The organism is Psychrobacter sp. UBA6291, assembly GCF_002439405.1.
GTDB classification, from domain to species: Bacteria; Pseudomonadota; Gammaproteobacteria; order Pseudomonadales; family Moraxellaceae; genus Psychrobacter; species Psychrobacter faecalis.
Window position 1 is genome coordinate 1 of record NZ_DJUD01000022.1, and the last position, 12,645, is coordinate 12,645.

The 12,645-nt window shown below is 43.0% G+C and carries 12 protein-coding genes and 4 tRNA genes; 10 read left to right on the top strand and 6 right to left on the bottom strand.

Annotated features, from left to right (window positions below; all coding sequences use genetic code 11):
- Positions 1-280 precede the first annotated feature (280 nt).
- The 9 genes from lolB (at position 281) to panD (ending at position 6,488) form a co-directional block, all read left to right on the top strand.
- Entirely contained in the window at positions 281-916 is a 636-nt protein-coding gene (gene lolB, locus B3R91_RS02605; RefSeq protein WP_286796391.1) for a lipoprotein insertase outer membrane protein LolB, read from the top strand.
- A 61-nt stretch (positions 917-977) separates the two neighbouring features.
- On the top strand, positions 978-1,934 hold the full coding sequence (gene ispE, locus B3R91_RS02610) for a 4-(cytidine 5'-diphospho)-2-C-methyl-D-erythritol kinase (protein WP_286796392.1): 957 nt from the start codon (positions 978-980) through the stop codon (positions 1,932-1,934).
- A gap of 44 nt (positions 1,935-1,978) precedes the next feature.
- Entirely contained in the window at positions 1,979-2,563 is a 585-nt protein-coding gene (locus B3R91_RS02615) for a hypothetical protein (protein ID WP_286796393.1), read from the top strand.
- Positions 2,564-2,730: 167 nt separating this feature from the next.
- Positions 2,731-2,806, top strand: a tRNA-Gln gene (locus tag B3R91_RS02620).
- 242 nt (positions 2,807-3,048) lie between these two features.
- A tRNA-Gln gene (locus tag B3R91_RS02625) sits at positions 3,049-3,124 on the top strand.
- A gap of 110 nt (positions 3,125-3,234) precedes the next feature.
- A complete protein-coding gene (locus B3R91_RS02630; protein ID WP_068404706.1) occupies positions 3,235-4,182 on the top strand; it encodes a ribose-phosphate pyrophosphokinase in 948 nt (315 codons plus the stop codon).
- Positions 4,183-4,481: 299 nt separating this feature from the next.
- Positions 4,482-5,165, top strand: coding sequence for a 50S ribosomal protein L25/general stress protein Ctc (locus tag B3R91_RS02635; RefSeq protein WP_068404709.1), 684 nt, complete (start codon positions 4,482-4,484; stop codon positions 5,163-5,165).
- A 207-nt stretch (positions 5,166-5,372) separates the two neighbouring features.
- Positions 5,373-5,954, top strand: a complete 582-nt coding sequence (pth, locus tag B3R91_RS02640; protein WP_286796394.1) for an aminoacyl-tRNA hydrolase — start codon at positions 5,373-5,375, stop codon at positions 5,952-5,954.
- Positions 5,955-6,107: 153 nt separating this feature from the next.
- Positions 6,108-6,488, top strand: a complete 381-nt coding sequence (panD, locus tag B3R91_RS02645) for an aspartate 1-decarboxylase (RefSeq protein WP_045443274.1) — start codon at positions 6,108-6,110, stop codon at positions 6,486-6,488.
- A gap of 73 nt (positions 6,489-6,561) precedes the next feature.
- Here panD and B3R91_RS02650 read toward each other — a convergent pair whose 3' ends face one another.
- The 3 genes from B3R91_RS02650 to B3R91_RS02660 all read right to left on the bottom strand — a co-directional run bounded on the left by B3R91_RS02650 (position 6,562) and on the right by B3R91_RS02660 (position 7,814).
- Positions 6,562-7,215 (bottom strand): RDD family protein, encoded by a 654-nt coding sequence (locus B3R91_RS02650; RefSeq protein WP_068405779.1) that lies wholly within the window; start codon positions 7,213-7,215, stop codon positions 6,562-6,564.
- Positions 7,216-7,463: 248 nt separating this feature from the next.
- Positions 7,464-7,540: transfer RNA gene (locus tag B3R91_RS02655), tRNA-Arg, on the bottom strand.
- Positions 7,541-7,724: 184 nt separating this feature from the next.
- Positions 7,725-7,814, bottom strand: a tRNA-Ser gene (locus tag B3R91_RS02660).
- Positions 7,815-8,296: 482 nt separating this feature from the next.
- Here B3R91_RS02660 and B3R91_RS02665 point away from each other — a divergent pair.
- Entirely contained in the window at positions 8,297-9,091 is a 795-nt protein-coding gene (locus B3R91_RS02665; RefSeq protein ID WP_286796395.1) for a hydroxymethylpyrimidine/phosphomethylpyrimidine kinase, read from the top strand.
- A gap of 103 nt (positions 9,092-9,194) precedes the next feature.
- On the opposite strand, the gene B3R91_RS02670 is transcribed toward B3R91_RS02665, so the two are convergent.
- From B3R91_RS02670 to tilS, 3 genes are all read right to left on the bottom strand, one after another.
- Positions 9,195-9,764 carry a YggT family protein gene (locus B3R91_RS02670; RefSeq protein WP_068405786.1) on the bottom strand — a complete coding sequence of 190 codons (570 nt, stop codon included), beginning with the start codon at positions 9,762-9,764 and terminating at the stop codon, positions 9,195-9,197.
- 177 nt (positions 9,765-9,941) lie between these two features.
- Entirely contained in the window at positions 9,942-10,775 is an 834-nt protein-coding gene (gene proC, locus B3R91_RS02675; RefSeq protein WP_286796396.1) for a pyrroline-5-carboxylate reductase, read from the bottom strand.
- Between the two features lie 168 nt (positions 10,776-10,943).
- Entirely contained in the window at positions 10,944-12,554 is a 1,611-nt protein-coding gene (tilS, locus tag B3R91_RS02680) for a tRNA lysidine(34) synthetase TilS (protein ID WP_286796397.1), read from the bottom strand.
- Between the last annotated feature and the right edge of the window lie 91 nt (positions 12,555-12,645).

The following is a 12,645-nucleotide window of genomic DNA, read 5'->3' on the forward strand; positions in this document are numbered from 1 at the left end:
CTTTTGCAAGAGGTCTATTAAAGTGCTTTTTGCTCAAAGCTTACTAAATACTAATAATCAAATACGATTAAAAATAAAAACGTTTGCGCTAAAAACTACAAGCCAGTTATAAGAAATGAACAGCCATGCATCAGCGCGTAACAAATGATGCTTAAGCTAAGCGTTTATTGTTTTATTTAATCTTTTAAAAAATCTATTACTTTTAAAACTTGTTACTTTTAAAACTTGTTACTTTTAAAACTTGTTACTTTTAAAACTTGTCTATTTTTGAGGATATATCATGTCAGTATTAAAAAAAAATCAGCCGAATAAACTGGCGCTATTTAGCGCTTTAACCGCCGCGCTCGTTATCACATCTGGTTGCCAATCATTAAAAACCGCTAATGCTACCAACCAGCCTATCGGCACGGTACAAGGTCAGAGACCTGAACAACCTAAAAAGCTTGAGAACTTTAATATCACGGGCAAAATCGGCGTTACCACACCTAGTAAGGACAATTCAGGAAACCAAGGCGGCAGTGCGTTTTATGCATGGGGACAACAAAATGACCGTTTTGCTATCGAATTGATTGGCGCGCTTGGTATTGGCAAAACCAATATCGAATATAATGGTCAGTCGGCGACTTTAGTCAGCGAAAAAACCGGCACGTTAACCGCTGCTGACCCTGAAACCTTGCTCAAAAAAGCCACGGGCTGGCAAGCGCCGATTTCACAAATGCCGTATTGGATATCGGGTCGCCCCGCGCCTTCAGACAGCGCGCCACAGCTTGATGACCAAAGCCGTTTGATTAGCTCGGTCAATGGTGAATGGCAAGCGAACTTTAGTTATAAAGGCAACGACAAATTGCCAAATAAAATCAGTGCCGTACAGTCACAAGGCAATAAAGTAGTGATGACTATCGATCATCAAAAATAATAGCCTTATGTAGACAGTAGAAAACACTATCTTTACTTACAACTCATAAAGACATTTATTTATGACTGAACGCACCACCGCAACATCAGTTATCACGCGCTTGTCACCGGCCAAGATTAATTTATTTTTGCATATCACTGGTAAGCGCGCTGATGGCTATCATAATCTGCAAACCGTCTTTCGCCTGCTTGACTGGGGCGATTATCTGCATTTTACGTTTGTAGACGATGCAGTATTTTCTATTATAGATAAAACCTTCGACGCTACTAAGCTTTGTCATCAGCTGCTAACGCTTGCTGGTGCCGACACCATAACCAGTAGTATCGATGACAATCTGATTTTTAAAGCCGCCCAAGCGTTACTAGCATTTGCTCTTCAAGCTGACAGACTACCTAAGCAGCTGCAATCAGTGCAAATCACCTTGGATAAGCATTTACCAATGGGTGCAGGCTTAGGCGGTGGCTCATCCAATGCCGCAACGACCTTATTAGTCTTAAATGAGATTTGGCAGCTCAACTTTAATCAACATGAGCTGATAAAAATTGGCGCAAGCATTGGCGCCGATGTGCCGATATTTATCTTTGGGCAAGATGCCATTGCCATGGGTATTGGCGAGGAGCTGTCCGCCATTGATTTGCCCGAGCAGCAATATTTAGTGTTAACCCCAAACGCCCATGTGAACACGGCTAAGCTGTTCGCGCATCCAAAGCTACAACGAGATATCGACGCCCTATCCATTGACATCATCAAAAGCCAGACCAATGACTATGTGCAACATTTAAACTCGCCTTATAACAATGTCTTTACGCCAGTGGTGACGAGTCTCGCTCCGGCTGTCGATGCAGCGTTACAGTATTTGCAAGGCTTAGAATCACAGGCACTCGGTACAGCTCGTATGACCGGCTCTGGTAGCGCCGTGTTCTTGCCATTGGATACGAGTGTCACGACTGATAAGGCGCTGTTGGCAAAATGGATTACGGATGCGCCTTGTGCAGGGTATCTCGTTGGCAGTTTGTAAGATGGACGTGCCCTACTCAAACTCTCAAATAAGTTGGTATTAATATGAACCATTCATATCTAAATAAGAGTCTAATAACCGCCACCGTTTTTATTTGCTTATCATCGAATTTGACTGGGTGTGCATTACTATCTAAATCTCACGATGAATCTCATGCTAATCGCTTATCCGATAAAATAACTTTGCCACAACAACTAGACATAAAAGTAAAAGACAACTCTCAAAATATAGAGGTTTCTCAGCAAGATTCCAAAGTCAGCTCGCCTACTGAACTATTCACTTATGCCGCGACTCTTTCAATGCGAGAGATAAATTTTGTTTTCAAAGGTAAATACGTTATCAAAAATAACTGCTTATACTTTGTAAAAAATAACAATGAGTATCTTAGTCCTATTTTTTATCCCGATAGAGCGATTCTTTTTGAGAATGAACAAGCCATTTCTCTAAATGGAACCAAAGTTAAGCTCGGTGAGGAGGTTGTCACTAGCGGTATAATTAAAGAGCGTATAGGTAGTTACTATTTACGAAAAGGTGATATTGTCATCGAAGACCCAGAGAATACAGCTTGTTTGACGGAACCTGCAATATTTATGAGTGGTAGAGTGGTCAATCCTCTCGTACAAAAGTAACTCGCACAGCATTAGCTTACGATTGACAGGCTTAATAAAAAGACCTCTATTCACTACAATAGTAGCGATGCAACTCAGGCTAATTCACTTAGTTTCGAATAAAAGCCATAAAAAGGCGCAAATGACTTGCAAAATCTAAATATTTATTTATAATAGGTCGCCTCAATAGGGGTATAGCCAAGTTGGTAAGGCATCAGGTTTTGATCCTGACATCCGTTGGTTCGAGTCCAGCTACCCCTGCCATTTTTAAGTGTAAAGCGTTCGATATGTCGTCATTATAAGCCTTTTTTAAATAAACGCTTATTTTATTGACATTGACAACGTTATCCCAGTTTCGGTATAGTTCGCAATGAACACCGTTAGGGAAAAGTTATATTGTAGACAGTTTATCTGTTTATAATATAACGAACAGGTCGTGACGCTATTTTAAGCGTAATTTAGTATAAATTATGCCTAGATATCGACGTACACAGCCTAGACATTACAGGGGTATAGCCAAGTTGGTAAGGCATCAGGTTTTGATCCTGACATCCGTTGGTTCGAGTCCAGCTACCCCTGCCATTTTTTACTGTAATAGTAGTCATCAATAGTTTTCCATACTCTTTTCTAAATTTGAGCAGTTTGATACTGCTTAGCGGTCGCTGCTTGAGTTAATCAATAGGACTTCTGTCATGCCTTATTTGGCGATTTTTACGGGTAATGCCCACCCAGAATTAGCAAAAACCGTAGCCGATCATCTCCATATACCTCTTGGTAAAGCTGACATCACGCGTTTTTCTGATGGCGAAATTGCCGTGGAAATCAAAGAACACGTTCGCGGTAAAGACGTGTTTATCATGCAGCCTACTTGTGCACCGACTAACGACAATTTGATGGAAATCATGATGATGGCCGATGCCTTGCGTCGTTCTAGTGCTGGCCGGATCACTGCTGTCATGCCATACTTCGGTTATGCCCGTCAAGACCGCCGTCCGCGTTCAGCACGTGTACCTATCTCGGCCAAAGTCGTCGCTGACATGCTAAACATCGTTAGTATTGACCGCGTTATGACCGTTGATTTGCACTCAGATCAGATTCAGGGCTTCTTTGATATCCCAGTTGATAACATCTATGGTACGCCTGTCTTATTAAACGATCTTAAAAAACAAGATTATGACAATATCATGGTGGTTTCACCTGACGTCGGCGGTGTGGTACGTGCGCGCGCGATGGCGAAGCAGTTGGGCGATACCGACATGGCGATTATTGATAAACGCCGTGCCCGTGCCAATGAATCACAAGTGATGCACATCATCGGTGATGTCCGTGACCGTGATTGCGTCATCGTTGATGATATGGTTGATACCGCAGGTACGTTATGCAAAGCCGCTGAAGCCTTAAAGCAAAATGGCGCTCGCCGCGTACTCGCTTATATTACCCACCCTGTCCTATCGGGTAATGCGCTAAAGAACATCAGCGAATCGGAATTGGATGAGATTGTGGTAACTGATACCATTCCATTGTCTGACGCGGCTAAAGCCTGTAGCAAAATCCGTCAAGTAAGTATCGCACCGATGCTGGCTGAAAGCTTACGCCGTATCAATAACGAAGAATCTATCAGCGCTATGTTTGATGCCTAGTTAATGCTTAAGATTTTCTTTCGCTAAAAAATATATTACTAAAAACGCTAAGTTTAATGACTTGGCGTTTTTTTATGTAAGACTGGCGTGCGCTATTTTAGCTAGGTCTTTATTATTGTTAAAGAATCACGTATAATGCGCGCCTGTATTCATCATTCGTTAACCCCTATTATTTTTGGGTATTTTATACTTAGCGACATGATTGATACTTTCTAAAGTATTGATTATCCGGTGATAGACTGGTCGCAAGTCTGTTATTGCTGGTAGATACTTCACATACTCTCTATAGGATTATATCCATGGCTATTGATCATTTTGCAATCAACGCAGTTGACCGCTCTGCTGAACAACAAGGTAAAGGTGCGAGCCGCCGCCTACGTAAGCAGAACCTAGTTCCTGCTATCATTTATGGTGGTGGTGAAGAACCAACTGCTATCTCTATCAAAATCAACGAGCTCGTAAAATCGCTTGAATATGAAGCGTTTTTCTCACAAATTTTGACCATCACTACCGATAAAGGTGATGAGCAACAAGTCGTTATCAAAGACTTGCAGCGCCATCCTGCTAAAGGTTTCCCAATGCATGCAGATTTTCAGCGCATTGTGAAAGGTCAAAAAATCAACATGCACGTACCGCTACATTTTGCTGGTCGTGAAGAAGCGCCAGGTACGAAAGCGGGCGGTATCTTATCTACGCTAGTATCTGATGTTGAAATCGTTTGCCTACCATCACAATTACCTGAGTACTTAGAAATCGACGTATCAGGCATGGAAATTGGTGATCTATTCCGTTTATCAGACATCAAATTGCCTGAAGGCGTAATTATCTTTGATCTTGACATGGAAGATGCGCACGACCGTACCGTTGTGAACATGCAGCCACCAACAGTTGAAGAAGTTGACGAAGACGCTGACGAAGTTGATGCAGCTGACGTACCTGCTACTGAGCAAGGTGCTGAGCCTGAAGACAAAGACGCTGAATAATAATCTTTATAACGCTTATATAGCGGCCTTATGGTTGCTCGGTTATAAAAGATTGGTTTAGTCAAAAAATAGCAGGTGATGAATGTCTCCTGCTGTTTTTGTAACTGAGGTTTGAAAAGAAGGTTTAAAAAGTAGGATAAGCACGATCAGTTCATCTTACTTTTCAAACCTTATCTCTTATTTATTAAATTTAAGCAGGGTGTTTTTATGGCCATAAAGCTTATTGTCGGTCTTGGTAATCCTGGTCAGCAGTATATGTTTACGCGTCATAATGCAGGGTTTTGGTTCGTCCATCATTTGGCGCAGCAGTTTAATATTGCCCTCGCCCCTGACAAAAAATTCCACGGGGTGACGGGACGCGGGCAAATTCATGGTCACGATGTGCGCCTGCTTATGCCTCTGACCTTTATGAATAAATCTGGTCAATCGGCGGTGCCGATGGTCAATTTTTATGGTATTAACAATAATGAGCTGCTGATTGCCCATGATGAGCTCGATATTCCCGCTGGCAGTATCAAGCTTAAAACCGACGGTGGACACGGTGGTCATAATGGTCTGCGTGATATCACCCCGCACATTGGCAACGACTTTCATCGCCTGCGTATCGGTATCGGTCATCCGGGTCACAAGTCTAAAGTCAGCGGTCACGTATTATCGAAAGCGGCGCCTGATGAGCAAATGGCTATCGATAGCGCGTTAAGTGCTGCTTTTGACGCCTTACCGTTATTATTAGATGGTGATATTGAAAAAGCACGCTCGCAGATTAATGGCTTTAAATTACCAGAATAATCTGCCGTTGATGGCAAACATTTAAGTCATTTAAATCGCCAAAGCGTAAATTTAGCCGTGACTTTTAGGCAAATAACTTTTATTCTACTTACCCTGTCCCCATTAAGCTTTTGATTTGGTTCATTTATATCAGTTACCCTAAGGAAGCAACCTATGCTACTTAATATGCTCAAGTGCAAATTACATCGCGCCCGTGTTACCCATGCTGAGCTGCATTATGAAGGCTCATGCGGTATCGATGGTGACCTACTAGACCTTGCTGGTCTGCGTGAAAACGAATCTATCGATATCTACAACGTCACCAATGGCAAACGTTTTCGCACCTATGCGATTCGCGCTGAAGCGGGCTCTGGCATTATCTCGTTAAACGGTGCCGCCGCGCATATGGCAGACCTGGGCGATATCGTCATCATTTGTGCTTATGCCCATTTTGATGAAGTAGAAGCCGCTACCTATCAGCCAAAACTGGTGTATTGCAACGAAGACAATACCGTGAAAGACACTGCCAATATCATTCCGGTACAAGTGGCTTAATTATCCATGACTGCTATTTAAGTGATCAATAAAAAAGCTGAATCTAATTAAGATTCAGCTTTTTTTATGCTATTTATTTATCCTGCTTACGGTTTCTAATCACCCGCCATAGCCCTTCATTTTCTGTTTTCGGCATTTTTAAAGTGATGGTATTTGATAGCATGTCTTGTATTGCCAAACCGCGACGATTAAACAGACAAAAGGCATAGTTGAAAACAAAGCCCAAAAAAGCACTGGTCAATAAGATAGCGCGTGAACCACCGATGACACTACCGATGAGTCCAAATATCAGCGGCATCAGGCTCGCCGCCAAGATACGTTTGAACGACTGCCCCCACGTAAGCAGGTGACCATCATTATTGACCGTTTTTAAGCGCCACGTTTGCATACCTAGTGTTTGCCCACCGCGGCGCCAAAATAGCCCGTAGAAGCCCACCAGCGTCAGGATAAACGAAGGGGTCATAATAAAGTTTTGATACCATGTCGGTAGCGATCTGGCTTGCTGTGACTGCGTGCCCGTCTCCATCGTCAATAGCGTACCAATTACTGTCAGCACCGTACCAACCAAAAACAGTAGTGCCAAAATCAACATACCATCATAAAGGATGGCCGCCATACGCGTGCCTGGCTTGGCAATCACTGCCTCTTCGGCAACGGAGTCTTGATGCGCTGAGTTGTTGCGTGGCGATTTTGCTTTAGTAGCAGCTTTTGGTGATGATTTTGACATGATACCAGCCCATAACAAGCGAAAAATAGAGCGCTCATTGTACCGTAATTCAGGCGCTTAGCGTACCTTATGATAAGACAAGACTTTTGGTACAAGGGCAGGAGAATTTGAGTTTAGGAAAAAACATCAATACCAGATTGTACTGCTATAAAAATGACAGACATAAAAAAATCGCCAAATTGTCATAAGACAGGCGATTAATTTAGTTTAGCTTAATGGTTACATGAACAAATAAGCTAGTATGCAAATGGTGCGCTTGGAGAGATTCGAACTCCCGACCCCTTAGTTCGTAGCCAAGTGCTCTATCCAACTGAGCTACAAGCGCGTACTTTGCACATTATCTACTGAATTATTCAAAAACAATTGCAGTAAATTAGGTTGGTTATTATATAGATAATCTCGCTTGTGTCAACTTATTTTTTAATTAAATTCAAATTATTTTTGAATGTTAATCTAAAATATCATTAACGCTATTTTTGCGTCATTACTCTTTATAACAACTGAATAAATGGCGGTGAAGGAGGGATTCGAACCCTCGATACGCTTACACGTATGGTTCCTTAGCAGGGAACTGGTTTCAGCCACTCACCCACTTCACCGGACGATTTAAGACGCTTATCAAAATATTTTTATTAAAAATGCTTTTTAAGCCAAATATCTCTTTAAACACAGTATCGATGCTAATGATACGTCTTATGCCGTGGGCGAGTATTATAACAAAGCCGAAACGAATTGCAAGCCTTGTCTACAGATTTAATGCCGCTTTTGTCATAATTATTAATTTAAATGGTTTTATCATTCTCTAGTCATAAGGAATATCTTATTTAGCGGTGAATATCCGAGTTTTTAGACTTTATTACTTATAATCAAAATATCCCAAAATCGCTACGGGATTGCTGATATCAATTTTTCGTAGCCTCTGTCTGCGCAGGCACAGCAAGCAAGAAAAATTGGTATCAGCAGATATATTGATATTACTTTTCACTGATTGTATTTACTAAAATCTGCTGGCTATGGCTTTTTGGTCAATGGATGGCTATAGTATTTATGATTGATTTTAGAATAAATAAAAGGAAGGGTTATGCGACCGGTAGTACTGTGTTTTTCAGGATTGGATCCGTCAGGTGGTGCTGGATTACAAGCGGATATCGAGGCAGTCGGTCAAGCAGGTGCCCATGCCGCTATCGCTTGTACGGCAATCACCATTCAAAACTCACAGCAGGTATTTGGTTTTGAGGCTTGTGCTGCTGATTTGGTAGCAGCGCAGGCGACCACCGTGCTCGATGATTTGCCTGTGCGCGTGATTAAGTCAGGTATGCTTGGTACCACTGACAATATCGCCATGCTGACGCGTTTATTTGCCGAGCAGGTTATCGCTGCTGAGACGCCATTTGTCCTCGACCCGGTATTGGTTGCCAATAGCGGCGGCAGCTTGGGCGATGAGCAAACCTTGGTAACGGCGTTTAGAAAACTACTGCCCTATGCGACGTTAATCACCCCAAATACGCATGAGCTACGGGCTTTAAGCGGCGAGCAAGATTTACATATCGGTGCGCAAAAACTATGCGCCCAAGGCTGTCATGCGGTATTGGTCAAAACTTCACACGACTTTACCAGCGGTGATATCAAGCAGTATCTCTATATTAAAGGCGAGATGGTGCATAAAAGCGTTTTACCGCGCCTAAAGGGTGAATTTCACGGTTCTGGTTGCTCATTAGCGAGCTTTATCGCGGGACGCTTGGCGATGGGTGACGCGCTTATCGATGCGGTAAAAGCGGCAGATAGTTGGATTACCCAAACGCTGCGTGCCGCTGATGCGCCGCACCCTAATAATGCCAACGCTCAATTGATACCCAATCGCTTTGTAGAATTTTAGAACAATCTATAGATGGTAAATAAAGAAAGGCGCTCTATAAAATATAGAGCGCCTTTTGTATCTTTTATAGAATCGCTAGTTTTTTAAATTTTATTAAGCCAGCCTAACCCAACATCGGCATAAAGCTAGATGCTAAGCCACCGATAAAGATTTCCAGCAGATAAAAGGCAAAGAAAGCAATCATTGGCGATAAATCAATCATGCCCAAATTTGGCGTAATACGACGAAACGGCGCTAAAATTGGCTCAGCCAACATAACTATAATACCAATAATCGGATGCTGAGACTGGGTAAACACCACAATCCAGCTGACAATGATAGAACCGATGACCAGATAGCGGCACATGCGTAAAAAGTCTAATATCAAGCTGATAGTACCAGTAAAAAATAGCGGCACAGGCGCGATACCTTTATGGGTCAATGCCGCCTTGCCAGAGATATCAATCAGGCGAATTAAAAACATCAAGACAATGGCAGCAATACTGATACGACCTTGGCCGACGGTAGGGAAAATACGCCCAAATACATCAACGATATGAGTGGCTCTATAAGCAGGCGCAATCATAGGGTTGCTGGCATCCATCCCTGCAAACTGCAGCATAAAACGGATAAATACCAACATCATGGCGAAGGTGGTGATCAAATCAAAAATTTGCAATAACAGGTTGTTCATGAAGTGCTACTCAAGGTGACATTATTAACGGGTTTTAGGATGACGAATGTCATTATCAGGCATTTTTATGACTTTAAGTTTTTTATGACTTTAAGTTCTTATAATTATTAATAAGGCATCTCATCAACCGCGACATGCCCTATCAATAGCGTACTAGCCTAGCTATTTAGTACTATTTTATTTACTCATCTCTTCGCTTAGCGCTTGGCTACGATCGGCGCAAGCTTGCATGGCTTCAACGATTTGACGGCTGATGTCATTGGCCTGCATGGACTCGATAGCTGCTTGGGTGGTACCATTTGGTGAAGTGACTTTACGGCGTAGCTCGCTTGGTGCGTCCTCACTACCCAGCGCCATTTTCGCCGCGCCAAGCATGGTTTGCATCGCTAGCGCTGACGCTTGCTCTTTATCCAAACCTAATGCGACTCCGCCATCGACCATCGCTTCGATAAAGTAAAACATATAAGCGGGCGCTGAGCCTGATACGGCGGTGACCGCATGCATGTGCTCTTCATTATCGACCCACATGACCAGACCTGACGCTTCCATTACCGCAGTTGCCAATTGCTTTTGTTCGGCAGAAATATTATCCGTACCGTAGAGACCTGTTGCCCCCATTTGAATCATGGCTGGCGTATTTGGCATCGCACGAACGATATTGCCATAGCCGCCGAGCATATTTGATAATAGCGCAGTCGATAATCCTGCTGCCACTGAAATCACCAGCTGCGTGTCTAAAACGTCAGCAAAACCACTGACCACCACTTTCATGACTTGCGGCTTGACTGCCAATACCACGATGTCAGCACCGATAACCGCCGCTTTTGTATCGGCCGTTGGATCGACCGTATTCAATCCTTTAGCAGCCAATTGCTCGCGCGCATCACTGCTCGGATCAGCAACGGTAATCAGACTCGGTTTGACGCCGCAGCTGATAAGTCCACTAATCAAAGCCTGCGCCATATTACCGCCACCGATAAAGCTGATTTTTTTATTATCTAATACTGACATACGTGTCTCCTATTCAAAAAATGCAAAGGCACTCAAACTAACATAATGATAGGTAAAATGACACTCAGTTTACCATACTGCTACTGGCGTCGTTTGATAAATTGAAAGACTCAGTAATGGCGTTGCTGTTTAAGTAATTATCACTATAGAACGCACCATATTTATTATTTAACAGGTTTTATGCAGAGTTAAATGGCTGTTGATAAATGCGACAAGCTGTTTTACATCTACACTAATATTCGCCTGCTCAGCATTCAACGCCCAGCTTTCAAAAGGTGATAATAATAAAATAGGCAGTTCTATCGGGCAATCGTTCTCTAAAGGCTCATTTTTACTACTTTCTTTATTCATAAAAGTAACGCTCACTACTACCAAACTCTCACGCAGCCATGATGGAATAGCCAAGGTTTGATAGAGTTTTTTACCAGATTGCGGGCGCGATGCCAGTGCGGTTTGTATACGCTGTTGCCTGTCTAATGGTGCAAAGGTAATCTTAAGCTTATCTTTATCGCTTTCTACTTTATAGCTTTCTAATAGCTGAATTACTTCATTTGGCAAAACTTTTAATTGCCAAGCAAATTTATCCTCATTACGTAAATTAATTGCAACAGGTTGTCTGCCAGTTGCCTGAACATCAGCCTTAATAAGATTAGACTCAGTAAAATTAAATAAGGTTTGAGTCTGCTTGGCAAGCGGCAACTCTAACCATTTGAGCCAGTCACTGCTGAGACGGTAAAGCTGTTGACGATAACGGCGAACAGTATACGACTGCTTGCGACCTTGCCAAAATAGCACCGTTTGATGGTCATTATCATCACGTTGGCTTAGGCTTAACACATCATCAACGAGCTGTTTGGCTGTCGGTAATGGCTCATCTTGACCAAGCCAATGATGCAATAATTGTCGCTGACGATAAATCGGTAGTTTTTGCAATTTATCTATATTTAGCACGCGCTGGGCAGGCGGCAGCTGTAATGAGGCAACCTCTGTGTGCTGCAAATCCTCGCTTGCTTGGGCATTGATTATTAATTGCGCGTCACTTAATAACTGCGCGCTACGGGCAATATTATCAATAACGTTGGAGTTATAGCTCGCCAATATCGGCATGATGTCTCGACGTAGGCCGCTACGCACATTATCACCAGCATCGTTGGTTGGATCGTCGATATATGGCAGCTTTAAACGCTGAGTATAGGCGCTGATAGTGGCGCGTTTGATAGTCAGCCACGGTCGCCATAATACTATGCGATGTGTGCCCTGCGTTTGAATGCGCCACGGCTGCATACCAGACAAACCATTCACCCCAGCGCCTTGAATCAGACGCATTAAAACCGTTTCCGCTTGGTCATCGGCATGATGAGCTAATAATAAAACGTCATCTTGATTAAGCTGCCTTCGCATCGCATCATAACGAGCTTGCCGTGCGGCTTGTTCATCTCGACCATTGACCTGCGCCTGTAAAATTCGACAGGGTATATTTTGCGCCTTCGCCCAATTAGCAACGTGCTGCGCCCAAGCGCCACTAGCCGCTTGCAGATGATGATTGACATGCAGTAATTGCGGCAAAAATGGCAGTTTACCGTGGCGATAAAGCTGCACACATAGCGCTGCTAATGCCAACGAATCTCGCCCCCCGCTACACGCCAGCCAAACTCGCCGACCATGTAGTTGCTCGCCATATTCAGCTAGACTTTTTAACAATGCCTCTGCTAGAACAGCATCGATAGGCAGTTCTGCAACTGGCTCAATGGGGTGTGGAAGAATGGCGCTACTGGTCATAATCGTTCTTATTTACTGAGTGGTTTTATTTACGTATCAATCAATTAAAACATAAACAAGTCGGCACAAAAAAACGCGCCATAAAATGACA